Genomic DNA, 25,365 nt, shown 5'->3' on the forward strand with positions numbered 1-25,365 from the left:
GCTAGCCGACCGGTCGTGTATCGTCGAGGAATGGGCCGGACCAGTGACGCGAAGAACAAGATCCTCGACGCGGCCGCCACGCTGATCGAGCAGCGCGGCTACACGGCGCTCGGCGTGGCCGAGATCTGTGCGGCGGCGGGTGTACCGAAGGGCAGCTTCTACTACTTCTTCGAGTCGAAGCAGGCGCTCGCCCGCGCCGTCATCGACGAGCACTGGGTCACCCAGCGCCGCCAGTGGGAGCAGTTGCTCGGCAGCGAGCGCGACCCGCTACAGCGGCTCCGGGACCTGTTCGAGGCCACCGAGGAGGTCCAGCGCGTCGGCCAGCAGAAGGCCGGCGTGGTCGCGGGCTGCCTGTTCGGCAACCTCGCCCTCGAACTCAGCAACCAGGCCGAGGAGATCCGCGGTCGGCTCCAGGAGATCTTCGAGGAGCAGATCAGCCTCATCGAGCAGGTCGTCGTCGAGGCGAAGGAGCGCGGCCTGGCGGGCCCGGCGGTCGACAGCCGGGAGGCCGCCCGATCGATCGTCGCCCAGATCGAGGGGCGGGTCCTGCTCGCGAAGTTGCTCAACGATCCGACCCAGCTGGAGACGCTGTGGCGCAACTGCCTTGATCTCCTCCAGGTGCCGGCGCAGGCGCGGACCACCACCGGCTGAACGGACGACGGTCGCTGACCGTCCACTCTGGGCGCACTGCGCGGCCGCTCAGTAGCATCGGCGAGGCACGATATTCAGGCGGACCACTCCCCGACCGGATCGAGCACTCGACATGACGACCGAGCAGACCACGTCTCCCCCGCGTGCCGGTGTCGGCATCGCCGCTCAGGGGCTGGGCCAGAGCGTCCGGAGCGGTCGCCAGATTCTGACCGACATCTCCCTGAGCATCGCGCCGGGCGAGCTGGTCGCGATCATCGGCGCCAGCGGCGCCGGTAAGACCACCCTGCTGGAGATCCTCGCCGGGGTACAGCGACCGGCGGCGGGCACCGTGACGTACGACGGCAGTGCCGCTGCCGGCACCATCGGTGTCGTTCCGCAGGACGACATCATCCACCGCGAGCTGCCCCTGGCCCGCACGCTGCGGTACGCCGCCCGACTACGCCTGCCCTCCAGCACCGGGCCGGCCGAGATCAGTGACCGGGTCGCGGAGGTGCTCGCCGAGCTGCGACTCACCGACCGGGCCGCCACGCCGGTCGGCCTGCTCAGCGGCGGTGAACGCAAGCGCGCCAGCATCGCCGTCGAGCTGCTCACCCGACCCGGCGTGTTCTTCCTGGACGAGCCCACCTCCGGATTGGACCCGGCGATCGCCGTGGAGCTGCTCCGGGTGCTTCGCGCGCTCGCCGACACAGGTGCCACCGTCGTGCTGACCACTCACCAGATCACCGACGTGGACCATTGCGACCGGGTCGTCGTGCTGACCCGTCAGGGCCGGCTGGCGTTCACCGGCACCCCGGCCGCCGCCCGGGATTTCTTCGGCCTGCGGTCCCTGGTCGAGGTCCACCTCCGGCTCGACGAAGTGACGCAACCCGCCGAGTGGCCCGATCGCTTCGCCGAGCAGCGCCCTGCCGAACAGCCGCCCCGAACCACCGACGACGCCGACGTCGCCGCGACGCCGGCCCGGCGCGTCGGCCGGCTGCGTCAGTGGGCGGTCCTCACCGCGCGCAACACGGAGATCGTCGCCCGCAACCGGCTGACCCTGGCGATCCTGCTCGGCTCGCCGCTGATGGTGCTCGGCATGTTCGCGCTGCTGTTCCGGCCGGGGGCGTTCGAGCCGACCAGACCCAGCCCGACGGTGACCGTGATGATCCTGTTCTGGATCGCGTTCGGCGGCTTCTTCTTCGGGCTGACCTACGGGCTCCTCCAGATCTGCACCGAGCTGCCGATCCTGCGCCGGGAGCGGCTCGCCGGTGTCCGGCTGATCCCGTACCTGTTGGCGAAGGTCGCGGTGCTGCTGCCGCTGCTCGCCCTGGTGGACCTGGCCCTGCTCGGGGTGCTGCGCGGCATGGACCGGCTGCCGCCGGTCGGCGGCGCCGACTTCGCGGCCCTGTACGCGACCCTGCTGCTCTCCTCGGCGGCGGCGCTCGCCCTCGGTCTGCTCTGCTCGGCGGCCGTGTCCGACGCGGCCCAGGCGACGCTCATGCTGCCGATGCTCTGCTTCCCACAGGTGCTGTTCGTCGGCGCGATCCTGCCGGTGCCGGCCATGGCGGTCGGCGGTCAGTGTCTCAGCTACGCGATGTCGAACCGGTGGGCGTTCGAGGGCCTGGGGCACACCGCCGGGGTGGAGCGGCTCTGGCGCGACGGAGGCTCTCCGCTCGGCCCGCCGCTGCTGGCCACGTACGGCGACAGCTTCTCCCGGCCGGTGTGGGTCGACTGGCTGGTGCTCGGCGGTTTCGTGCTGCTCTTCCTGGGCGCGGCCTGGGCGGTCCTGCTCCGACGGGATCCCCGTCGTGCGTCCTGACCCGACGCCGCACGCCTCCCCCGCGGCGCTGCCGGGATACGCCGCCACCGGCCGGATCGACGAGCTGCGCGCCACCGAGTACCGACACCTGGACACCGACGGGCAGGTGTACCTCGACTACGCCGGAGCCGGGGTGGCCGCCCAGGCGCAGGTTCGCGCCCACCACGACCGGTTGCTCGCCGGCCTGTACAGCAACCCCCACTCGGAGAACCCCACGAGCGTGGCGGCGGGCTCACTGGTGGAGTCGGCGCGACGCGCGGTGCTCGGCTTCTTCCGCGCCGACCCGGACGAGTACGCGGTCATCTTCACCCCGAACGCCAGCGGCGCCTGCCGGCTGGTCGGTGAGGCGTACGACTTCGGCCGGTCCGCGCCGCTCGTGCTCACCTGGGACAACCACAACTCGGTCAACGGCATCCGCGAGTACGCGCGGTCGGCTCGCGCGTCCGTACGCTATCTGCCGCTGAACGGGCCGGAGCTGCGGGTCGCCGAGTCGGACCTGGTCGCGGCGCTGGACGCTGGCCGAGGCAGCCTGGCCCGTCGGTGGGGTCGGCCCGGTCGGCGCGGGCTGTTCGCCTTTCCGGCGCAGAGCAACTTCTCCGGGGTGCAGCACCCGCTGCGCTGGGTGGAGCTGGCCCACCAGCGCGGCTACGACGTGCTGCTCGACGCGGCCGCCTTCGCGCCGACGAACCGGCTGGACCTCAGCGTCGTCCGGCCGGATTTCGTCTGCCTGAGCTGGTACAAGCTCTTCGGCTACCCCACCGGGGTCGGCGCGCTGCTGGCTCGCCGTTCGGCGCTGGTCCGGTTGCGTCGGCCGTGGTTCGCCGGCGGCACGATCCGCGCGGTGAGCGTGCAGGGCGACTGGCACCGGCCGATGGACGACGAGTCGGCGTTCGAGGACGGCACGCTCAACTTCCTGAGCATTCCGGACGTGGAGTTCGGGTTGCGCTGGCTCGACTCGGTCGGCGTGGACCTCGTCCACTCCCGGGTCGGCCTGCTCACCGAGTGGCTGCTGGAGCGGCTGGCCACCCTGCGGCACGACACCGGCGGGCCGCTGGTCCAGGTGTACGGGCCGACGACGGGTGCGGGGCGCGGTGGCACGGTGACCTTCAACCTCCGCCACCCGGACGGCACGCTGGTCGACGAACGGCTCGTGGCGCGGGAGGCGGCAACGGCCGGGCTCTCCCTGCGTACCGGCTGTTTCTGCAACCCGGGCGCGGCCGAGGGCGCGTTCGGGATGAGCCGGACGTCGATGCGGCAGCGGCTGTTGGCGGGCGTCGACACGATCGACCAGTACCTTGCCGCGCTGGGGCTACCGACGGGCGGCGCGGTCCGCGTCTCGTTCGGCCTGGCCTCGATTGCGACCGACGCGGAGCGCCTCGTCGACTTCGTCCAGTCGACCTACCTCAACCGGAGTGCCGGTGCGGAGTCACCTCTGCCACCTCGGCTGCGCTGCTGACCTGCCCGACTAGCTGACCTGGGCCACCGGCGCCGGGCGGTGCTTGATCTCCTCCATGAACGGGAACCGGGCGGTCAGCTCGGCGAACGTCAGGCCGGCCCGCCAGGCTGCGGCCACCTGGGCGACCTGCACCAGGTCCATGACGTCACCGCGGGCAAGAACCTCTCCCGAGACGCGCAGGTCAATCATGAAGTACCGGGCCTGCGACCCCAGCCCCACGCAGACCACGCCCTCGTCGGAGTGCAGCTCGGCGCAGGTGAACCGGGCCCGCCCCTGCTCCGGCGCGGTCACCCGGCCGACGTCGAGCCCGTGGCGGGCAGCAGTTTCGATCAGCGCGGGGGCCAGGCCACCCCGCTCGACCAGATCCGGGTAGAGGCGCACACCCAGCGCCGTCGACGCCTCGCTCATGACTGACTCCCACTTCCTTGTGACAGAGACCAGCAGCGCGCAGGTTACGGGAAAGTTTCCGGCACGCCTCGTCATCCTGTCCCGCGTGGACGTCCCACGGCAATAGGAAGGGTCGATTCGACCGCTATCGAGTAACGCTCGACCGCGCCGAACTCTTTCGATGGGTCGGCGTCGTCCATCTCGGAGGCATCGAGCAATGCGACGGCGACGACCGGCGTCGGCGCTCCGCGCTCACTGCTCAGCATCGGGCGGTAACGGACGGTCGTGATATTGGAAACACTCTTGACAGAAAGACACGATATCGACATGCTTCGCTTTAGAGAGCGCTCTCTATCCTGGTAAACCGCCTCCACCACCCCCAAGCTGAGGAGCCTCCCGTGTTCACAGCCCGGCCCAGCCTCCGCTTCCGCCCCCTCGTACTCCTGGCGGCCGCCCTCGTCGCGACCGCGACGGCGCTCGTCGTCCCGGCGCACCCCGACCGGGCCGAGGCCGCCATCGGCCCCATCAGCTGGCAGGACGAGTTCAACTCCCCCGCCGGCACGCCCGTCGACCAGAACAAGTGGCGGTTCGACATCGGCGGTGGCGGCTGGGGCAACAACGAGCGGCAGTACTACACGAACAGCACCAGCAACGCCGTCCACGACGGCCAGGGCAACCTGGTCATCACCGCCCGCCGGGACAATCCCGCCAACTACCAGTGCCACTACGGGCGCTGCGAGTACACGTCGGCGCGGTTGCTGACGGCGGCCACCTTCACCCAGACGTACGGGCGGTTCGAGGCCCGGATCAAGATCCCGCGTGGTCAGGGCATCTGGCCGGCCTTCTGGATGCTCGGCACCGGCGGCGGGTGGCCCGACGCCGGCGAGATCGACGTCATGGAGAACATCGGTCGGGAGCCCAACACCGTCTACGGCACGGTGCACGGGCCCGGCTACTCCGGCGGCGGCGGCATCACGGGCAGCCGCACCCTTGGCGCGCCGCTCGCCGACACCTTCCACACCTACCGGGTGGACTGGGAGCCGAACGTCATCACCTGGTACGTCGACGGGGTGCAGTACCACCGGGTCGATCCCGCTCGGCTCGGCGGCAACCGCTGGGTGTTCGACCACCCCTTCTTCATGATCCTCAACGTGGCGGTCGGTGGTAACTGGCCCGGTTACCCGGACGGCTCGACCCAGTTCCCGCAGCAGATGCTCGTCGACTACGTCCGGGTGTCCAGCTACACCTCGGGCGGCGGGGGCGACCCGACTCCCGGCACCAACCGGATCCGGGGTGCGCAGAGCGGTCGCTGCATCGACATCCCCGGCGCCAACCCGGTCGAGGGCGCCAAACTCCAGATCTGGGACTGCAACACCACGGCGGCCCAGAGCTGGACCTTCGCCTCCGACGGGACCCTCCGCGCGATGGGCAAATGCATGGACCCGGCCTGGGCTGGCACCGCCAACGGCACCGAGGTCAACCTGGTCAGTTGCAACGGCAACACCGCGCAACGCTTCACCCTCAACGCCTCCGGCGACCTGGTCAACCTCAACGCCAACAAGTGCGTGGACGTACGGGAGGCCAACCCCAACAACGGCGGCAAGCTGCACCTGTGGGACTGCCTCGGCGCCGCCAACCAGAAGTGGTCTCGCATCTGATCTGATCACCCGAGCGCGAAGGCGTGGGCCGTCCGAGGAGAACTCGGGCGGCCCACGCCGTTGGAGCCCCGCCCACCTCCTGGAACCGGATTAACTCGATGGGCGGGGAGGTCAGGCTTATGCCCACTATGTTCGGATTAGTCCAGAATCCGGCAGTTCCGGGAGTGAGCTCATGTCGCACCACCTCGATACGCCCCTGGCCGCCCAGGGCGGCCAGCTGTACATCGACGACCTGTACGTCTTCAACGGCGACCGCGCCACGGTGTTCGTCATGGACGTCAACAGCTCGGTGACCAAGGCCGACATCAAGCGCGGCTTCCACGCCGAGGCGCGTTACGAGATCAAGATTCACATCAACGGCGCCGAGGTGGAGGACCTGACCTACCGGTTCGCCTTCGGCGAGCTGGACGGCGACGCCCGGCAGGCCCTCCAGTTGTACGAACTCACCGGAGCGGACGCCCGTGACGACGCCGCGATGGGCACCCCCATCGCCGAGGGGCGAACCGGCGAGGTGACGACCGGCGGCAACGTCCGGATCTGGGCCGGCCGGATCACCGACCCCTTCTTCATTGACCTCGACGAACTCGCCACCATCAACGGCGCGGTCAAGAACGGTTCGCCTGTGGACCGCTCGGCGTGGCGGGCCGACCAGGCCAAGAACAGCTTCGCCGGCACCACAGTCGAGTCGATCGTCCTCGAGGTCTCCCACGACGAGCCACTGCTGCGCGACGGCACCGAGATCGGCGTGTGGTGTCGCACCATGCTGGCCACCGACGCCGGCGGATGGCGCCAGATCAACCGCGCCGGCTACCCCATGATGTGGCCGATCTTCTGGCCCCACGACACCGACTTCTCCGACCCCGCCAACTTTCGGCACCCCAGCAACGACCTCACCGAGGGCGGGGAGGAGATCGCGAACGCGGTCGCCGGGGTGGTCAAGGCGAACGGCACCGCACCGGACCCGCAGGCGTACGGCTGGAGCGTCGCCCGGCAGCTCTACCCCAACCTGCTCTCGTACAAGGTCGGCACGGCCGCGAACTTCGGCTTCGCGGTCCGCAACGGGCGCACCCTGGCCGACAACGTGCCCGAGGTGATGTTCTCCCTGGTCCTCAACACCGGGACCACGGCGGGCCTCACCTCGGAGGTCACCAAGGCCGCCCGTTCCGCCACGTTCCCGTACGTGGTCGCGGCCTGAAACTCTCGCCGGGCTCGGCTGCCGACACGGAGCCGAGCCCTTGCCGTGCGCGCCCTCCGCGACGGCCACGAGCGGTGGTCCCGACCATCCGGGATCGCGCACGACCACAGGGTGACGCTCGTGCCATTCCATCCGTTCTGGGCGTTTTGCGTAGTTAGTCTCTTAAGTGCTCTAAGGGTTCTTTAGGAGAGAAGGAGACTCGATGCGTAGAAAGATTCTCGCGGGCTTGGCAGGCGTAGCCGCCGTCGTCGCGCTCGCCGGACCGGCCTCAGCGGACACGACGGGCGACACGATCGTGACCCTCACCGTCAACGCCGCCGGTGGTCTGTCGATCACGGTGCCGGCGACGGCGAACATCGGCAGCGGCGTGGAGGGCACGACCATCTCAGGTCTGCTCGGCCCGGTCACCGTGCTGGACCAGCGCGGGTCGCTCACCCCCAACTGGACCGCCAACGTCATCTCCACCGACTTCGTCACCGGCGGCGGCAGCTCGGGGGAGACGATCCCCAACCTCAACGTCCTGTACTGGTCCGGTCCTGCCACGGCGACCGCCGGTGGCGGCACCTTCACACCCGGTCAGCCGACCTCCGCCCAGCAGGTGATCATCAACGTTCCCCAGACGGCGATGAGCCACACCGGCGGCACCGGCAACAACTTCGCCACCTGGAACCCCACTCTGGTGGTGAACGTGCCCGACGGCACCGTCCAGGGTGCCTACACGGGGACGGTGACACATTCGGTGTTCTGAGCCGCTCGGCCGGCTGGTGCTGCTGGCCTCGGTCGCCCTCGTGGCGCTCGGGGTTTCGGCGGCACCAGCCGTTGCCGTGCGGGAGCTGCGACAGGACCCGGCCGAGGAAGCCGCGATCAGCATCCGGATGCTGGACATCCCGGCCAGCCGCGTGCAGGACCCCCGCGCCCAGGTCTACATCGTGGACCACCTGAAGCCCGGGGCAACGATCGACCGCCGGGTCGAGGTGCAGAACACCTCGGGCGAGACGCAGAAGATCGAATTCTATTCCGGTGCCGCTTCGGTCGAGAACAACGCCTTCACCGTGCCCGAGGGGCGTACGGGCAACGAACTGAGCGGGTGGATCCGGCTGAAGACCGCCACGATGGAGCTGGACCCGGGCGAGCGACGACCTGTCGAGGTCGAGGTCGCCGTGCCGAGGAAGGCGTCGAAGGGCGAGCGGTACGCCGCGATCTGGGCTCAGGTCACCAGCGCGACAGGGCGCACCGGCAACGTCACCCAGATCCACCGGGTCGGCATCCGGGTCTACCTCGACGTCGGCCCGGGCGGTGAGCCGCCCACGGACTTCCGGATCGAGGGGCTTGCCGCGGAGCCCGGCACCGGTGAGTTCCCCGTGGTCACCGCGAAGGTCACCAACACCGGCGAACGCGCACTGGACATGACCGGCACCCTGTCGCTGACCAAGGCGGCGGTCCAGGCCGGCCCGTTCAAGGTGACGAACGGCGTGACGATCCTGCCCGGCCAGAGCGGTCAGGTTCGGATCGAGGTCGACCAGGCCCTGCCCGCCGGGGCCTGGGACGTGCACGCGAAGCTCGCCAGCGGCACCGTGGAGCGCACCGCGACCGGGAAGATCGTCCTGCCCGTCGCGGCGCCGATGACGGTCACGGCGTCCGGCGGGCCGAGTTGGCTGGTGTACACGCTGAGCGGCATCGCGCTGCTGGTGCTGGTCACCCTCGGTGGCTGGTATCTCGTCCGCCGGGCTGTGGGCGCAGTCGCCGGTCGGCGGTGACCGTCAGTCGCCACCGTCGGGGCGGATGCGGTATTGAGCGGTATACCTCAGAGGTATGAATATGACTCTGAGGTATACCGCTCAACAGCACATCGGCATGCCGAGCCGCCAACGCGCATGCAGGAGGTTCCGCAGGCCCCAGAGTTGGGACTTACTCGTCTAGATGACGGAGTGCGTCACGACCGCCACGTAGTCGCCGACCACCACCCCGGACGGAAGGGTCACCAACAGTGTCGGGTTCCAGGTGGCGGAGTTCGGGCCTCCCGTCTGGCCGGACCACCCGGCGGCCGTACGCGGGGTGTTCAACACCGCTCCGGGCTGCGGGACGAAGGATCCGACCCCGGTGCTGCCAAGGGCAGGCCCGGAGGCGTACGTGATGTTGCTGTTGGGGATGGTCTCGCCACCCGAGCCGGAACCCGTGGTGAAGTTGGTGCTGGTGACGACGCTGACCCAGTTACCGGAGAACGGCCCGCGGTCGTCGGTGACGGTCACCGGTCCGAGTTGGCCCGAGACGCCGGTCGTGCCCGAGGTGACGGTGCCGAGCGCCGAGATCGCCGGAACGCTGATGGAGAGCCCACCGAGCGGGGTGATGACCAGGTCGACCGGTCGGGTCGCGGACTGGTCGAACGAGTCCGTCACCCGGACGGTGAACGGGAACGTCCCGGACACTGTGGGCGTGCCGGAGAGCAGGCCGGTCACCGGATCGAGGGTCAGCCCGGCGGGCAGGCTCCCGGCGCTGACCGACCAGGTGAACGGACCCGTGCCGCCGGTCACCGTCAGCTGGTACTGGTACGGGTCGTACGCCTTGCCGGGCGGGGGCGGTGGGAAGGTCAGCGTCGGCGACGCGTTGACCGTCACTGGCCCGGAGGGGGCCGACTGTGGGCCGGTCCCGGCGGCGTTCGTCGCGGCCACCCGGAAGGTGTACGTCGCGCCGGCCGTCAGCCCGGTGACGACCTGGGTCGTGGCGGTCCCGATGAAGACCTGAGGGGTCTGCGCCGTGGCACCGAGGTAGGGCGTCACTGTGTAACCGGTGATCGGCGACCCCCCGTTGGCCGGGGCCGTCCAGCTCACCGTGGCGGCGTTGGTCCCCGCGGTGGCCGAGGCGTTCGCCGGCGCCTCCGGCACTGTGTACGGGACCACCGCCGCTGAGGATGGGCTGGCCGCGCCGGTGCCGTAGGCGTTCACCGCCGCCACCCGGAAGGCGTACGACGAGCCCGCGGTCAGCCCGGTCAGGGTGCGGCTGGTGGTAGAGGCGTCGAAGGTGAGGATCGGTTGGGTGACGCCGTCCCGGATCGGGGTGATCAGGTAGCCGGCGATCGGGCTGCCGTTGTTCACCGGCGCGGTCCAGCTCACTGTGGCGCTGGTGACGCCCGCGGTGGCGGTGGGTGTGGCCGGGGTGCCCGGCGCGGACGCGTAGATGTAGTTCGCCGATCCCGTGGAGCCTCGGGTGACGACGCTGACCGTGACCGTCGCCGGGCTGGACCGGGCGGGCATGGCCGAGATGCCGAGCGTGCCGTTCGGGTTCACTGTGAAGCAGCCGGCCGCCGGGCCGGAGCTGCACGGCAACAGCACCACCGAGGTACCGGCCTGCTGCTCGGCGGCCGTACCGATGGTGATCGCGGTCGCGCCGGTGAGATTGCTGCCGCCGACGGTGACCGCGATGCCCCCGGAGATCGAGCTCTCCGCCGGCGTGACGGTGACGCCGCTCGGTGCGGTGGCTGGCGCGACGGGCGTGGTGAAGCTGGTGTAACCCGGGTTCGCGTCGATCGACGACGAGGTCGCCACCGTCGCTGTCTGGATCAGCGCCGGCGTCACCCCGGTGCCGGTGACGGTCGCCACGACCGTGATCGGCGGCAGGGACGTTCCTCCGGCGAACGGGCCGTTGCTGTTCGTACAGGTGATGGTCTGCCCGGACGGGGCGGCACACACCCAGCCGGAGCCGAACGCACCGCGCGGCACGACACCGGTGGGCACGGTCTGGGTGACCGAGATCGGTGCTGTCTCGGTGGCCCCGGCATCGACCCCGGCGGTGATCGAGTAGGTGACCGGATCACCGGGCTGGGGGGTGGCCCCGACAGCGCTGGTCTGCGACACGTTCAGGTCCGGCACCGGGTTGAAGCTGACCGCACGGGCGTTGTCGATCTCGTGGAAGTCGGTGACCGAGCCGGTCGAGCCCACCCAGCCGAACGCGAGTTGCCGTGGGTAGCCGTTGGCGTTCAACCAGGTCGGTGACGGGTACAGGCTCGGCGACACCACCGGGAGCGCGCCCGCCAACGTGCGTGCTGCCCCGCCGACCGGGGTGAACCTGACCCGGTACTGACCTGCCGGGGTGGTGATGCCGGTGTCGGTGCTGAATGGGGACGAGGTGGTGTTGATGACGACTTCCACCGGCACCACGGACGCGGCGCGGGTGGTGGCCCGCAACGGCAGCGCGGCCGACGACGTACTGGTGGCGGTGCTGTTGATCGCGCAGTAGCCGCCTCCGTTGCGGCCCGGCCCACGGATCACCACCTGGCCGGGGACCCGCGTGTTCGTGGTCGAGATGTAGGGCGGATTCGTACAACCAGTGCCCTGGTAGAGGCTGTTGCTGAAGTTGCCGAAGACGTCCAGGCCGATGCCCAGGTAACCATTGGACAGTCCCACCGAGCCGCCGTTGAACGCCGCCGAGTAGCCCAGCGATCCGCCCGACTGGCCGATCACCGACGGGGACCGCGGGTTGGCGGGGTCGACAGCGGCCAGCGCGAACGCCAGGCCGTCCGCTCCGGTGCTGATGCCGCCGTACTGATAGGTGTTGAAGGTGACGTGCAGTCCCTGGGAGGTGGGCACGCTCACCGCACCGAACACGCCGCCCTGCCGGTTCGCGACGGCCGGGGTGAGGCGCAGCTTGCCCGAGCCCTGCGGATCGGTTGCCGTCGGGCAGCTCAGCAGCGGGCTGATGGTCGAGTTGCCCGCGGCGCTCAGGCAGGCGACGTTGGTCGCGGTCGCGGCTGGCACGCCGGGCACCGTCACCGCGCCGACACCGTCCGGGGTGTTGTTGTGGAAGGGCTGGTCGAACAGCACGGACCCGGCCGCCCACGCGGGGAGCGGCGCGACCGCGAAAGCCCCTGCAATCACGGCCGCCACCAGCGCTGCGCTCCTGATCGGCCGACGCCGGCCCCGAAACGACATGCCCACTCCCAGCGTTCACTCCAGTCCCGATCTGGACTATATCCCCCCAAAACGCCCATATTTCTCGTACGGTCACAAAGCCGGCGCGATACTCGACCGTGCAAAAGCGGACCGGCCCCCTCGATCACGCCGAGGAGGCCGGTTCCGCTGAGACTGGAAGCTGTCAGCCCTCGATGTCCCGGGGGTCACGGCTGCGGGGGTAGGTGTTCTTCTCCCCGATCGTGCCGTCCTGCTTCTTGATCACGTGCTCGACGCCGCGGTCGGCCGCCATCTCGCGGCCCTGGGCCTGCGCGTCGGCCTTCACGTCATGCGTACTGCTGGCCCGCTCCTGGCCCTCCGGCTTGTTCTTCCACTGCCCGTCCTCGTGGTACGTGTCGACGTCACCCTTGGCCATGACCGGCTCCTCCCCTGCGTCTGCGCTGTCCCCCGAATCAGTGCCCCCGAGCCGCGCCGGGCAAACTGCGGTCCTCAGGAGACGGCCGGGCAGTTGTTGCTCACCCGCCGCAGGATCTGTTCGCGTTCGTCGGTGGTGATGCCCGACGGCGTGCCGTCGAAGTGGGTCTCGACCTTCTCCCAGCCGCGGCGCTGCTCGTAGTGCAGGTGCGGGGCTCCGGAGTTGCCGGTGCTGCCGAGCCGCCCGATCTGGTCACCCTGGGCCACCTTCTGACCGACCGTCACCAGTGGCGGTTCGAGCATGTGCAGGTACTGCGTCTCCCACTTGCCGCCGTGGTCGATCTTCACCCAGTAGCCGCCACCGCGCCCCCGTGGGCCATCCGGGTTCTCCGGGTTCCGACCACCCAACGAGCCGTTGATGCCCGCCACGGTGACCGTGCCGGCGTACGAGGCGAGCACCGGCCGCCCCCACGTCTCGCCCTCGGTCGGGAAGAAATCGACGTCGTAGTCGTCGTGACCGGGGTAGGTGCTGAGCTGCCACGTCTCGCCGCAGGTCACCGGCATCTGGAAGAGCGGGCGCGGCCCAGCCGGTCGCAGCATCGGCACCGCGACCACCGCGACACCCAGAACGGCCGCCGCCGCGACGAGCGCGAGGAGGACCCGGATGGCGCGGCTTCGAGGGTGGCGGTGGGAACGGGCTCTGGTCGGGCGGCCGGTCGTCACCGGTCCGAGCATGGCAGATCCCGGCAACGTTCCGATCCCGAGGTGGCGCACCCGCAGCGGTGACATTGCAGTCGCATCGCAAAGGGGATATCGTCAGATGCAATGCAGTTGTATTGCAACGAGAGTGGGCTGCCATGCACGTGATCGTGTTGTCCGAGGTGACCGCCGAGATGGCCGCCCTGGTCGGCGGCAAGGCGGCCGGGCTGGGCGAGCTGATCCGGCACGGCGAGCGGGTCCCCGACGGTTTCTGCGTGACCACCGAGGCACACCGGCTCGGCGTCGTCCCCACGGCCGAGGTCGTCGCCGCGTACCAGCGGCTCGGCGCGGGCCCGGTGGCGGTGCGCTCCAGCGCCACAGCCGAGGACCTGCCGGACGCGAGCTTCGCCGGGCAGCAGGACACCGTCCTCGACGTCACCGGCACCGCCGATCTGATCGCCGCCATCGAGAAATGCTGGGCATCGCTGCACGGCGACCGCGCGACCGCCTACCGCGACGCCCGGGGCATCGATCACCAAACGGTGCGGATGGCCGTCGTCGTGCAGCGCATGGTTGCACCCACGGTGGCCGGAGTGCTGTTCACCGCGAACCCGCTGACCGGGCGCCGCGACGAGATGGCCGTCGACGCCGCTGCCGGCCTCGGCACGACAGTGGTGGACGGCGCGGCAGCCGTCGACCACTACATCCTCGACGACGTCACGCGCACCGAGGCCGGATGCCTGACGTCCACGCAGCTGGCCCGCCTCCGCGCCACCGGCGAGCGGTTGCAGGCCCACTTCGGCTGCCCGCAGGATGTCGAGTGGGCCATCGACGCTGACGACGTCCTGTGGCTCCTCCAGTCCCGGCCGATCACCAGCCTGTTCCCCGCCCCGCCGCTCAGCGAGAAGCCCCTCCCCCGCGTCTACCTGGAGTTCGGGCACGTCCAGGGCATGCTGCAACCGGTGACCCCGATGGGCATGTCGACCCTGCGGACGCAGATCGCCGCGATGCTCGCCGCGCTCGGGGTGCGGGTCGAGATCGTCGACATCGGCGGCCGCCTCTACGGCGATCTGACCGACCTCGCGCGCGACCGGTCGTCCCGCAAGAGACTGGTGAAGCTTTTGGCTGTCGACTTCGGGCCGCGCGCCCAGGCGGTGATGCAGCACGTGCTGGCCGATCCCCGGTTCGCCCCGACCAGCGGCGGCGCCCGGCGCGGTGGGGCACCGGGGGCCACTTCGCTGCGGACGGCCCGCCGCGCGGTGGTGGGGATCCTGCGGGCGCTGGCCCGTCCCGAGGCGACGCGGACCCGGATGTTCGAGGCGATCGAGCAGCTGCGGGTACGTTCGGCCGCCCCCGCCGACCTGCGTACCACCGCGGACCGGCTGCGCTTCGTGCAGGCGCAGGACGACGACGCCGCCGATGACAGCGCCGACGCGATCATGTGGCCGATCGTCGCCGGGATGCTCGCCGCCGCCCTGCCGACCGCGCTGCTCAAGGGCGTCGCCGGCCCGGACGAGATCCACACCGTGCTCGGCGGCATGCCGCACAACGTCACCATCGAGATGGACCTGGCCCTGTGGCGGCTCGCCCAGGGCGTGGGCGAGCACCGCCAACTCCTCCTCGACACCCCGCCGGCCGAGTTGGCCGCACGCCACCTGCGCGGGACGCTGCCCGACATCGGCATGGCGGCCTTCCTGGACGTCTACGGGCACCGGGGCGTCGCCGAAGTCGACCTCGGGGTGCCGCGCTGGGCGGAGGACCCCACGCCGGTCTTCGCCGCGGTCGCCAACTACCTGCGGGTCACCGACCCGCAACAGGGTCCCGACCAGCGCTTTCAGCGGGCCGCCTCGGCGGCCGAGACAACGCTGGAGGAACTGGTCACCCGAGCTCGCCGCCGACGGCCGGTCCGGGGCAGGATCGCCGGTTTCCTGTTGCGCCGGGCGCGGTCGTTGGCCGGCCTGCGTGAGGCCGGCAAGTTCGCCGGGCTGTACCCGCTGCGCGAGACCCGTCGCCAACTGCTGCTCATCGGCGCCGATCTGCACGCCCGCGGGTCGCTGGACCAGCCCGACGACATCATGTTCCTGACCCTCGACGAGGTACACACAGTCGTACACCAGGGTGTTGATCTGCGCGGCACCGTCACCGCCCGACGGGCCGTGCACCGCCGGGAGCTGCGGCGTCGGACGGTCCCGGTGGCACTGCTCTCCGACGGTACGGATGTGGAGACCGTCCTGCCGGCGGCATCGACGGGCGACGGGACGCTCGCCGGAGTGGGTGCGTCGGCGGGCCGGGTGACCGGCCCCGCCCGGGTGGTGCACGACCCGGGCACCGCCCACGTCGAGCCCGGCGAAGTCCTGGTGGCCGCGACCACGGACCCTGGCTGGACCCCGCTGTTCCTCACCGCGGCGGCGCTGGTCACCGAGACCGGCGCGATCATGGCGCACGGCCCGACGGTGGCCCGTGAGTACGGCATTCCCGCCGTCATCTGCGTGCCGGACGCCACCCGGACCATCACCACCGGGCAGCTCGTCACAGTGGACGGCAGCGCCGGAACCGTCACGCTGCACGAACCGTCGGCCCCCGAGCATGAAGGACGACAATGACCGACACGAAGACACCGACCAGGGCGCGAGTGGGCCCGCTGCTGCGTCGGGCGGCCGAGGCCGAGGCCGCGACGTGGCGCAGCCTGTACGTGTGGGCGCGGCGTCGTCCACTGCCGCTGGGGCCCGGCGACGAGCCGTTCGGCTACCTCGGCGTGGTCAAGCCGATCCTGGGCATCTTCATCGGCCTGTCGGTCGTGGAGATCCCGATCTTCGACGTGGTGGTCACCCACGTGGTGCCGTGGCGGCCCGCCCGCTGGATCGTGCTGGGCCTCGGCATCTGGGGTCTGCTCTGGATGATCGGCCTGTTCGCCAGCATGACGATCCACCCCCACGTCGTGGGCGACCGGGGCCTGCGGGTGCGGCTCAGCTGGGGCGTCGACATCTGGATCCCGTGGACGGACGTCGAGGCGCTGCGCAAGCGCTACCGATCGCTGCCGTCGAGCAGATCGGTGCAGGTCGAGCAGGAGGGCGACCGCCGGGTGGTGTCCATCTCGGTCGGCAGCCAGACCAGCATCGACGTCCTGCTGCGTCGGCCACTGACCTTCGACCTGCCGAAGGCCGGGTCCACGCCGGTCAACGAGCTGCGACTGTACGCCGACGACCCGGACGGCCTGCTGCGCAGCGCGCGGGGCACTCCGGTGAACCAGACCGTCAGCCGGTGACCGCGCCGCGCTGGCGGAGTCTCCGGGCCACCCACTGTGAAACGATCGAGGCCATGCCCAAGAAGGTCGATCACCAGGAGCGACGCACCCTCATCGCGGACGCGCTGATGCGGGTCGCCGCGGATCAGGGCCTGGAGGCCGTCAGCCTCCGACACGTGGCTGCCGCGGCCGGCGTGTCCGCCGGGATGGTCCAGCACTACTTCCGGACCAAGGACGAGATGATGGCGTTCGCGATGGCGGTGGTCCGCGAGCGTGGCCAGGCCCGGGTCACCGAGGCCCTGGCGCGGCTGGGCGAGAACCCCGCCCCCCGGCTGCTGCTGCGCACAATGATCGCGGCGCTGTTGCCGCTCGACGACCGCACCCGTGACGACGGGCGGGTGGCACTGGCATTCCTCGCCTACACCGCGGTACGACCGGCGTCCGCGACCGGCCTGCGTGCCGACACCATGCAGCTGACCAGCTTCATCGCCAGCGTCCTGCCCAGCGGAGACACCGCCGAGGGGGCCGGCCTGCTCGCGTTGATGGAGGGGTTGGGCGTCTACCTGCTGGGCGGGCAGTACACCGCCGAGCAGGCGCTGGGCGCGCTGGACGCCCAGCTGGACCTGCTCTTCGGCTCGTCGGCGGCCGCCTGAGCGGTCGTGGTCGTACCGCGCCCTCAGCAGCGCGGCACGTTCGGGATGTACCCGTCGTAGCCGGTCAGCACGAAGGCGTCCGAGACGTAGCGGTTGGTGCCGATCCGGTTCCACACGGCAGTCGTGCCGTACGGGCCGGTGACCGTGCTGCCGACGGCCTGGCAGTAGACGGCGACGGTGGCGCCGTCGGCGACCGACCCGACGACCGGATAGCTGGCGCCGGGGCCGGAGCGCACGTTGAGGCTGGACGCCTCGGTGTTGACCGTGCCGGAGCCAATGCCGGTGATCCCGTTCACCAACTGCATGTAGTAGGTCCAGTTCCAGTTCGGGCCCGGGTCGGTGTGGGTGGCACCGGGCACCTCACGGTGGGCGATGATGTGCGCCCGGTCCCTGGGTATGCCGTACTTCGTGGCGAGGTTGCGGGTGAGCGCGGCCGAGGCGCGGTACATCGCGTCGGTGAACCAGGCGGGGTTGTCGACGAACCCCTCGTGCTCGATGCCGATCGACTCGGTGTTGTAGGTCCAGTTGCCGGCGTGCCAGGCGATGTCCTTCTCCCGCACCGACTGGGTGACGGCCCCGTCGGAGGAGCGGAAGGTGTAGTGCGCGCTGGCCTGCGCGGCCGGGTTCTGGAACCAGCTGACAGCGCCGGCGTACGAGCCCTGCGTCATGTGGATGACGATGCGGGTGACCGGGTGGCTGCCCGGTCGACTGGCCACCGTGTAGTTGCTCGTGCTGGCCGGCGCCCACGCGGCCGGCCCGTAGTCGGTACTCAGGGTGCCGATCCCGCCGAGCACGGTGGCCCGCTCCAGGCCACCCCGCCGGGGCGCGACCGGTCGCCCGGCCACCGCCTCGCCGCGCCCGGTGAACCCGGTCCGCAGCAGGTCGTAGACGGTGTCGGCGTAGAGCCGCGCGACCGACGCCTCGGTGGCGCCGCCGTACCGGGCGACCGCTCCGTACCAACCGTTCACGTCGTCGCGCGTCGCGGCGGTGAGGCCGGCCTGATCGGCGTACGAGCGCAGCACGGCCGCCGCCCCGAGCACGTTCGCCGCGGGTTCGGTCCGCAGCGCGGCCGGACTGAGCCGGGTGAGCGCGGCAGCCTCGTCCAGGGTGCGCACGCCGGGGGTGCTCGCCAGGTGCATCAGCCCGTGACCGCCTGCCGCGCTTGGTGTGCGGGCGTGCATGTCCAGCCGCGACTCGGCGTACCCCAGCGCCACCAGCAGGTCGCGTGGCACGTCGTACCGCGCGGCGGCGGTGTCGAACGCGACGGCCAGCGGGGCGGCCGGCGGCGGCGTACCGCCGGGGTCGGCGACAGCCGGTGACACGACCGCGACGACTCCGGCCAGGGCGGTGGTCAGGGCGAGCAGGAGCCGGCCTCCGTGGAAGGTGCGAACGGACATGAGCCCTCCTTGCGGTTACCGGGGGTTGGCGGCCGGTGGGCCGCCAACCCCCAGGGATGAACCTCGTCAGCACCAGCCGTTGATCGGGCCGTTCACACCGGTCGACAGGTAGGCGTCGGACACCCAACTGCCGTCGCTCAACCGGTTCCAGAGCGCCGTGGTGCCGTACCGGCCGGTGTGGGAGGTGCCGTTGGCGGAGCAGGAGATGGTGACAGTGGCGCCGTCGGCCACCGAGCCCAGCGAGCCGTAGCCGGTCCCCGGCCCGGCACGTCGGGTGAGCACCCCGCCACCGTTCGCGTCGACCACCCCCTGGTTGAAGCCGAGCGCGCCGTAGTTGTACAGGCCACCGCCGGCACCGGCCCAGGCCGACCCGTGCCGCGCCCCGCCCTGGTACGCGGCGGCGCCGTTGGCCAGTACCCACTTGCCGATGTCGTGGCCGGCGATCGGCACGTACGCGCTGTTCTGCCGAAGTCCGAAGTGGACGTGTCGGCCGTAGGCGGCTCCGCCACAGGTGACGTCCGTGCCGGTGTTGCCCAGGACGGCACCCTGGCCGACGCTGGCGCCGTTGACGGAGATGCTGTTCCACAGGTGGTAGTAGTCGGTCGAGTAGCCCCGGTCGTGAATGACCCGGATCCACCCCTGACACATCGTGTACGCCGCTCCGGCGCGGGTGGCGCGGACCACCTGGTCACCACCGGCCAGGTCGACCGAGCTGTACGGGGACTCGGTCCCACCCCAGCCGTGCGGGCCGCTGGTGAGCGTCCACGTCTGGCCCACACCGAACGGCAGGGCCATTCCGGTCCGGTAGTCCCCGCCCGCGTACATCGGGGTGGGGGTGGTGGTGAGGACGCTCTCCTCCTGACTTGTCACCAGGGGCGACTCGGCGGCCAGCGCACCGAAGGCGGCCTCGCCGTCGAAGGCGATCCGCCACCCGGCGGGCTCGGACCGGGCGATGAAGATCGATCCGGTCGGGTGGGCGTCCTCCTGTCGGGGCGCGAGCGCGACGGCGGTGCCGAACGCCCACCGGCCGCTGGTGCGGCTGACGGTGATCCGGGTCTCCGGTCGCGCATCGGCGGCGGACAGCTCGGCGGTGCCGAGCAGTTTGGCGGTCACCGCAGCGGTGAGCGTGGGGGTCACGGCCGCGGAGGCGGCGCCGGGGGTGGCCCCGATCAGGCTCGTGACCATCAACAGGGCCGCGGCGCCCCCGCCGGCGAATCGTCGACCGTTTCTCATCGTGCCCTCACTTTCGATTGGGGTCTCGGGCCGGCTTGATGCAGAGCCCGTGGCCGCTGAGGGGTGCAGTGCTGGCGGGCCTGAGCAGCGACGACTGCCAGGTTCAAGAGATCGGCGTAGATATTGAAGCTGATTGTTGTGTAGTAAACCGTCGAAGTCAACGCGCTCAGCGAAGGTTTCCTACATCGTCCGATTTCACTCGCCGACGCTCGGATCCGTCAGCGTGCCGTGGTGGCCCGCGCCTTCAGTCGGCGCAGCTCGTCGGCGGACATCAGCCAGGTGGAGTTCGTCGTCCCCAGGCCGAGGAGCAGCTGGTCAAAGGAGTTGCCGTCGTTGTCGTCGGTGTAGCAGACGCTCACCTCGCCCCAGGGCGACGCGGCGACCGCGAAGTGCTCCTGGCGACCCGTCGTGGTCTGACTCAGCGCCTGGGCCGCCAGCCGGCCGGTGGACGTGCCGTCCGGGTTGAGGCCGCGCGCCCAGACGTCCGGGTTGGCGCCGGAGACCGTCCAGCCCACCACGACGTTGTCCTGGTCGTCGATGCCGACCCCGGGAGCGATGGCACCGGTGCCGGTGGAGACCGGAACCTCGTCGTGCCGGGCCGTACCCGTCGCGGTGAACGATCGGGCCCAGACACCCCGGGTGCCGGTGTGGTCGGATTCCCATCCGACGGTGAAGTCGCCGGCGAAGTTCGCCGCGACCGAGGCACGCTGCTGCTGCCCGCCGCTCTGGGCGTTGGCCGTCCGCCGCGACAGCGCCACCGCGCCGTTGGACCGGGCCAGCCGGGTCAGCCCGATGTTGTACGAGCCGTTCGCGTCGGCGTCCTCGTCCCAGACCACCAGCGCCTCACCGGAGGCGGACACCGCCACGTCGGGACGGTGGTGCGTGCCCGTCGTCTGTGAGGCCGTCACCTCGTACGCCTTGGTGGTGGCCGCTGTGAAGCCGGCGGCCTTGACGGTGGCGGGAGCGGTTCCCTGCACGTCCTCCCAGACCACTGTGAAGCCGACGGCGGCGGCGTTGGTGGGCACGCCGTCCGGGTCGACCGAGACCTTCGGCCAGATCTGCTGCCCGGCGTCGCTGGCGTTGGCCTGCCCCGAGCCGAGCACCGCGCCGGCGGGTGACACCACCCGGTACTGGATGTTGTAGACGCCGTTGCCGTCGCCGTCGGCCGCCCAGACCACCACGGCGTTGCCCCGGTCGTCGAGCCCCACGTCGGGGCTGAGGTGTCGCCAGGCGGCTCCGCTGGTCCCCCCGGTGGAGAGCTTCAGCTCGTACGCGGGGGTGCCGTCGCGGAACAGCCGCAGGTAGACCTCGCTGTGGGTGTCGTCCTGCGGGGCGGTGCCGTCCCGGTCGTCCTCCCAGACCACTGCGACGTGGCCGTTGCGGTTCATGGCGATGGAGGGCAGGTCCTGGTCGCCGGTGGCGACGCTGTTCGCGGTGGTCCAGGTGACCGCCTCGGCGGTCATCGTGGTCGGGCCGGGAACCACGTTCGGGACCAGCAGGAACGCGGTGAGCAGTGCGGTGATCGCGGTCATGGTGGCTCTCTCCCTTACCCGGGCTGCAGGCCGGGCTGGCCGTCGAGGATGACGAACGAACGCACTGTGGACGCCGCCGCGCCATGCTCGGTCACTGTGTTCACCGCGCGGAAGTCGGCGCGGACCTGGCTGCGGCTGATGGTGGTACGGACGTAGCCGCGCCGGTCCGAGTAGAACTTCAGGTGCGGGTTGGCCGCCGCGTTCGGGACCGTGGTGCTGCCGCTGCCGTTGCCGGTGGAACTGATCGAGGTGCAGACCAGCTTGGTGCCGATGGTGGCCGAGGAGGGATTGGCGTAGTCGGCCTTGAGATCGTTGGCCCACGAGCGGTGCACGTCGCCGGTGAGCACCAGCGGGTTGCGCACCCCACGTTGCTGCCAGCCGGTCTGGATGCGGCTGCGGGAGGCCCGGTAGCCGTCCCACGCGTCCATGCTCGCCGCCCCGTTCGCGTCGAGCTGCTGGGCGAAGAAGACCTGCTGGCCGAGGATGTCCCAGGTGCCGTAGCGCTGGGCCAGCCCGTCGAGCAGCCACGCCTCCTGGGTGGCGCCGGTCAGCGACCGGGAGGCCAGGTCCGCGTCGGCGCAGACCTTCCAGCCGTCCCCGCAGGCCTGGTCGTCGCGGAACTGCCGGGTGTCGAGCATGTGGAAGGTGGCGAGCTGCCCCCACCGGACCCGTCGGTACAGCGGGATGCTGTTGCCGTTGGCGGCGGACGCGGGTCGCAGCGGCATGTTCTCGTAGTAGGCCCGGTACGCGGCGGTGCGCCGGGCGGTCCACTGGGCTGCGGTCAGCGTCGGGCTGCTGTCGTTGCGGACCATGTTGGCGTAGTTGTTCTCCACCTCGTGGTCGTCCGGCACCACCAGCCAGGGTGCCGCCGCGTGGGCCGCCTGCAGGTCGGGGTCGGACTTGTACAGCGCGTACCGGCGGCGGTAGTCGGCCAGCGACACGATCTCGGCGCCGACGTGCGGCCGCACCGCGGAGGTGCCGGCGCCGCCCTCGTAGATGTAGTCGCCGAGGTGCAGGATCAGGCCGGGGTTGTCCTCGGCCATCCGCCGGTACGCGGTGTAGTAGCCGGCCTCGTAGTGGGCGCAGGAGGCGAAGGCCATCACCAGGTCGCGGCCGAAGGCGCTGGGCGCCGGGGCGGTCCGGGTCCGCCCGACCGGCGAGATCTGGCCCTGGGCCCGGAACCGGTAGTAGTAGTCGGAGTCGGCGGCGAGCCCGCCCGCGATGGCGTGCACGGAGTGCGCGTCGGCGTACCGGGCGACCACCGAGCCGGAGGCGACCAGCGAGGTGAACCGGTCGGTGGTGGACACCTGCCACTCCACTGTCACGTCGGCGTTGGTCATGCCGCCCTGCCCGTCGGCGTTGAGCGGGGAGGGTGCCAGCCGGGTCCAGAGGACCACACTGTCGGGCGCCGGGTCACCGGACGCCACACCGAGTTTGAAGGGGTACGGCACCGCGGCGCGGGCACCCTGGCGGGGTGTCACAGCGACTCCGGCGGTAACGAGTCCACTGAGGACGAAGATGCGACGGCTCAGCCTTGTCATGGTCAACAGCCTCGGGAACGTCGATGAACGGCGATGGCTGCGGGGCGGAATCGGACATGACGGAATGCTGTCCACGCCAAGGCGTTCAGGTGTCCGGACCGCCGGGACCGGGGGCCGGACCGTCAGGTGAGCGGCGACGGCGACTCGGCGCCGGGAATCACCAGCGTCGGCGTGCCGGACCCGTCCGCCGGGACGCTCCAGACGTCGGGCTGGCCGTCGTCCCGGCGCAGCGTGTAGGCCAGCTTTCCGTTGTCCAGCCACGCGGCCTGGTCATCGACGCTGCGGACCTCGGCGGTCGCGGTGACCCGCGTGCTCGCCAGGTCCAGGACCGACAGCCGCCAGCCCTTCGCCGGGTCGGCGTCGACCGCCTCCTTGAACGCGAGCCGGGTGCCGTCCGGTGACAGCGACGGGCACTCGACGTTCTCCTTCAGCGTCTCGACCGTACGGGCCGCGAGGTCACCCCGGACGAGGTACCTCTCACCCCCGGTCGCCATCGTGGCGTAGAAGCGGTTGTCGTCGGCGGTGAAGGTGACGCCCCAGTAGTTGACGTCCGCGTTGCGGTAGCCCCGGCCGTCCCGGGTGATCGCGAACTCTTCGAGCGAGGCCACAGTGGCGCCGGTACGGGTGTCGAGGATCCCGGTGCGCGTGGAGAAGCCACTGGAGGTGTACGAGTCGCCACCGACGAACGTCGTCCAGGAGACCATCCGGCCGGAGGCCGAGACCCGGGCCCGGTTCGGCAGCCCCGGCACACTGACCGCTCGGGTCTGGCGTAGCGCCGCGTCGAGCACGACAACCTGGTACGACCACGCCGTCTCCGGCTTCAGGCAGACCCCGGTGCCGGCCGCCGCGTACACCCGGAGGCATTCCAGGCCGGCGACTGTGCGCGGCCCGGCGGGGTCGGTCGCGGCGACGGTGGAGACGTGCCGGTCGGTGATAGCCAGCAGGCGCGGCCCGGACGTCAGGGTGACCGCCTGCGCGCCGCCAGCGGGTGGCGGCGTCCGGGGAGCCTGCGCGGCCGTGGCCGCGTAGCCGGCTGCCACGGTGCCCAACAGCACGGCCGAGGCGACCACCACGCCGAGCTTCGCTCGGGTCGACATCGCGGTCATCGGGGCACCTTCCGGGTGGTGAGTCGGGACGGGGAGGCCAGCAGGAGCAGCGTGCCGACCAGGACGCCGGCGACGGCCACGGCCGCCGCGCGGATCGCGTTCTCCGGCCCCCACGCCTGCCAGGCCAGACCGAACAGCACGGAGGAGACGAGGTACGCGAGGGCCTGCCCGGTCTGCACCAACGCGATTCCGGTGGTCCGCAGACGCGCCGGCAGCACCGGACCGGCGAGCGCGATGAGCACGCCGTCGGTGGCCGCGTAGAAGGCGCCGTACAGCGTCAGCGCCAGGGCGATCAGCGGCCAACCGTCGACCGGACCGGCCAGCAGCAGGTACGTCGCACCGAGGGCGGTGTAACCGCCGATCACCACGGGCAGGCGACCGATCCGGTCGGCGAGTACGCCGAGCGGAGCGGCGAGCAGCAGGTACGCCAGGCTGGTTCCCACCGCGAGCAGCGGGAACCAGCGCAGGCCGAGGTCCATCCGGCGTTGCAGCAGCAGGTAGACGAAGCCGTCGCCGATGGTGGCCAGCCCGAGCATCGCGGCGGCCAGCACCAGCCGCCGGGCCGGTCCGCCGCGCAGCAGCCCGAACGCCTCGCGGACGGAGACCTTCGGGCCGTTGATTTCGTCCGCCGCCTCGCCGTCCGCCGCCTCGCCGTCCGGCTGCTCCCGAACGAAGAGCACGAGCACCACGACGGCCAGGGCCGCGATGCAGAAGCTGGTGACGAAGACCGCGTCGTACGACTGCCCGACGACCAACAGGACCGCGAACGCGGCGAGTGGCCCGAGGAACGCGCCGACGCTGTCCATCGCCCGGTGCACCCCGAACGCCCGACCCAGCGCCTCGGGTGGCGTGGAGAGCGTGATCAGCGCGTCGCGCGGCGCGCTCCGCACCCCCTTGCCGATCCGGTCGACGGCGATGACGGCGCCGATCGCCGGGATCGACCGACCGGCGAGCAGCAGGCCGAGCTTCGCGACCGCCGAGAGCGCGTACCCGACGCCGGCGATCAGCTTGCGCCGCCGGAACCGGTCGGCGGCAAAACCACCGACGACCCGCAGCAGCGCGGTGGCGCCGGTGTGGACGCCGTCCAGCACACCGAAGGCCACCGGGCTGAGGTGAAGGCCCAGCACCAGATAGAGCGGCAGGACCGCGGCCACCATCTCGGCCGACACGTCGGTGATCAGACTGACAGTGCCGAGCGCGACGACGTTGCCGCTGACCATTGCGAACCGGCGGCGCCGCGGCCCCGATCCGGGTTGGTCGGCGACCGGTCGGGAGACGGTCGACAGGTACACGAGCATCTCCTCTGATCAGCGGCCGACGGGCAGCCATCGTCCGTACTCAGTGGAGGAGGCACAACGGACCGCGAGTGGCGTCCGGACGAGGGTCGGATGAACGAGTTCCCAACAGCGAGGTGTTCGCCTGCCGGGACGCGCTGTTCATCCGCCCGTCGCCCGCCGGCTCATCGACCTTCCTACATTCCTTGCGCTCTTCCCACGA

21 protein-coding genes are annotated in these 25,365 nt (G+C 71.0%); 10 read left to right on the forward strand and 11 right to left on the reverse strand.

Annotated elements, in window-relative coordinates:
* Positions 1-30: 30 nt before the first annotated feature.
* From GUI43_RS05610 to GUI43_RS05620, 3 genes are all read left to right on the forward strand, one after another.
* On the forward strand, positions 31-651 hold the full coding sequence (locus GUI43_RS05610; protein ID WP_112585405.1) for a TetR family transcriptional regulator C-terminal domain-containing protein: 621 nt from the start codon (positions 31-33) through the stop codon (positions 649-651).
* A 112-nt stretch (positions 652-763) separates the two neighbouring features.
* Positions 764-2,449: an ABC transporter ATP-binding protein/permease gene (locus GUI43_RS05615; protein WP_112698215.1), complete on the forward strand. Its 1,686-nt coding sequence runs from the start codon at positions 764-766 to the stop codon at positions 2,447-2,449.
* A complete protein-coding gene (locus tag GUI43_RS05620) occupies positions 2,439-3,905 on the forward strand; it encodes an aminotransferase class V-fold PLP-dependent enzyme (protein ID WP_112698216.1) in 1,467 nt (488 codons plus the stop codon). Before GUI43_RS05615 ends, GUI43_RS05620 begins: the two co-directional genes overlap by 11 nt.
* Positions 3,906-3,914: 9 nt before the next feature.
* Here GUI43_RS05620 and GUI43_RS05625 read toward each other — a convergent pair whose 3' ends face one another.
* Positions 3,915-4,313 (reverse strand): hypothetical protein, encoded by a 399-nt coding sequence (locus tag GUI43_RS05625; protein WP_112585399.1) that lies wholly within the window; start codon positions 4,311-4,313, stop codon positions 3,915-3,917.
* A gap of 71 nt (positions 4,314-4,384) precedes the next feature.
* Positions 4,385-4,558, reverse strand: a complete 174-nt coding sequence (locus GUI43_RS33745) for a hypothetical protein (RefSeq protein WP_170158683.1) — start codon at positions 4,556-4,558, stop codon at positions 4,385-4,387.
* Between the two features lie 132 nt (positions 4,559-4,690).
* Here GUI43_RS33745 and GUI43_RS05630 point away from each other — a divergent pair, with 132 nt between their 5' ends.
* The 4 genes from GUI43_RS05630 to GUI43_RS05645 all read left to right on the forward strand — a co-directional run bounded on the left by GUI43_RS05630 (position 4,691) and on the right by GUI43_RS05645 (position 8,902).
* Positions 4,691-5,950: a glycoside hydrolase family 16 protein gene (locus GUI43_RS05630; protein ID WP_112698217.1), complete on the forward strand. Its 1,260-nt coding sequence runs from the start codon at positions 4,691-4,693 to the stop codon at positions 5,948-5,950.
* Between the two features lie 172 nt (positions 5,951-6,122).
* Entirely contained in the window at positions 6,123-7,145 is a 1,023-nt protein-coding gene (locus GUI43_RS05635) for a DUF4331 family protein (RefSeq protein ID WP_112698218.1), read from the forward strand.
* A gap of 202 nt (positions 7,146-7,347) precedes the next feature.
* On the forward strand, positions 7,348-7,893 hold the full coding sequence (locus tag GUI43_RS05640) for a hypothetical protein (protein WP_112585392.1): 546 nt from the start codon (positions 7,348-7,350) through the stop codon (positions 7,891-7,893).
* Positions 7,894-7,909: 16 nt separating this feature from the next.
* Positions 7,910-8,902, forward strand: a complete 993-nt coding sequence (locus GUI43_RS05645; protein ID WP_112698219.1) for a COG1361 family protein — start codon at positions 7,910-7,912, stop codon at positions 8,900-8,902.
* Positions 8,903-9,061: 159 nt separating this feature from the next.
* Here GUI43_RS05645 and GUI43_RS05650 read toward each other — a convergent pair whose 3' ends face one another.
* The 3 genes from GUI43_RS05650 to GUI43_RS05660 all read right to left on the reverse strand — a co-directional run bounded on the left by GUI43_RS05650 (position 9,062) and on the right by GUI43_RS05660 (position 13,198).
* A complete protein-coding gene (locus tag GUI43_RS05650; RefSeq protein WP_211326648.1) occupies positions 9,062-12,016 on the reverse strand; it encodes a fibronectin type III domain-containing protein in 2,955 nt (984 codons plus the stop codon).
* Positions 12,017-12,233: 217 nt separating this feature from the next.
* Positions 12,234-12,464, reverse strand: coding sequence for a DUF2188 domain-containing protein (locus GUI43_RS05655; RefSeq protein WP_091401205.1), 231 nt, complete (start codon positions 12,462-12,464; stop codon positions 12,234-12,236).
* 74 nt (positions 12,465-12,538) lie between these two features.
* Positions 12,539-13,198 carry a M23 family metallopeptidase gene (locus tag GUI43_RS05660; protein ID WP_112698221.1) on the reverse strand — a complete coding sequence of 220 codons (660 nt, stop codon included), beginning with the start codon at positions 13,196-13,198 and terminating at the stop codon, positions 12,539-12,541.
* A gap of 122 nt (positions 13,199-13,320) precedes the next feature.
* On the opposite strand from GUI43_RS05660, the gene GUI43_RS05665 reads away from it, so the two are divergent.
* The 3 genes from GUI43_RS05665 to GUI43_RS05675 are packed head-to-tail and all read left to right on the forward strand — an operon-like array spanning position 13,321 to position 17,059.
* Complete coding sequence (locus GUI43_RS05665) at positions 13,321-15,765, forward strand: PEP/pyruvate-binding domain-containing protein (protein WP_112698222.1); 2,445 nt, start codon at positions 13,321-13,323, stop codon at positions 15,763-15,765.
* Positions 15,762-16,427, forward strand: coding sequence for a hypothetical protein (locus GUI43_RS05670; protein WP_112698223.1), 666 nt, complete (start codon positions 15,762-15,764; stop codon positions 16,425-16,427). Before GUI43_RS05665 ends, GUI43_RS05670 begins: the two co-directional genes overlap by 4 nt.
* 53 nt (positions 16,428-16,480) lie before the next feature.
* Entirely contained in the window at positions 16,481-17,059 is a 579-nt protein-coding gene (locus GUI43_RS05675; protein ID WP_112585380.1) for a TetR/AcrR family transcriptional regulator, read from the forward strand.
* Between the two features lie 23 nt (positions 17,060-17,082).
* Here GUI43_RS05675 and GUI43_RS05680 read toward each other — a convergent pair whose 3' ends face one another.
* From GUI43_RS05680 to GUI43_RS05705, 6 genes are all read right to left on the reverse strand, one after another.
* Positions 17,083-18,456, reverse strand: a complete 1,374-nt coding sequence (locus GUI43_RS05680; protein WP_112698224.1) for an N-acetylmuramoyl-L-alanine amidase — start codon at positions 18,454-18,456, stop codon at positions 17,083-17,085.
* A gap of 66 nt (positions 18,457-18,522) precedes the next feature.
* Positions 18,523-19,689: a peptidoglycan DD-metalloendopeptidase family protein gene (locus GUI43_RS05685; RefSeq protein WP_249037660.1), complete on the reverse strand. Its 1,167-nt coding sequence runs from the start codon at positions 19,687-19,689 to the stop codon at positions 18,523-18,525.
* Between the two features lie 218 nt (positions 19,690-19,907).
* Complete coding sequence (locus GUI43_RS05690) at positions 19,908-21,221, reverse strand: hypothetical protein (protein ID WP_112698225.1); 1,314 nt, start codon at positions 21,219-21,221, stop codon at positions 19,908-19,910.
* Between the two features lie 14 nt (positions 21,222-21,235).
* Complete coding sequence (locus tag GUI43_RS05695; protein ID WP_112698226.1) at positions 21,236-22,762, reverse strand: alkaline phosphatase D family protein; 1,527 nt, start codon at positions 22,760-22,762, stop codon at positions 21,236-21,238.
* Positions 22,763-22,884: 122 nt separating this feature from the next.
* Positions 22,885-23,868 carry a TolB family protein gene (locus GUI43_RS05700; protein WP_112585369.1) on the reverse strand — a complete coding sequence of 328 codons (984 nt, stop codon included), beginning with the start codon at positions 23,866-23,868 and terminating at the stop codon, positions 22,885-22,887.
* Positions 23,865-25,166: an MFS transporter gene (locus GUI43_RS05705; protein WP_112698227.1), complete on the reverse strand. Its 1,302-nt coding sequence runs from the start codon at positions 25,164-25,166 to the stop codon at positions 23,865-23,867. Before GUI43_RS05705 ends, GUI43_RS05700 begins: the two co-directional genes overlap by 4 nt.
* Between the last annotated feature and the right edge of the window lie 199 nt (positions 25,167-25,365).

The organism is Micromonospora noduli (genome assembly GCF_003264365.1).
In the GTDB taxonomy this organism is placed as follows: domain Bacteria; phylum Actinomycetota; class Actinomycetes; order Mycobacteriales; family Micromonosporaceae; genus Micromonospora; species Micromonospora noduli.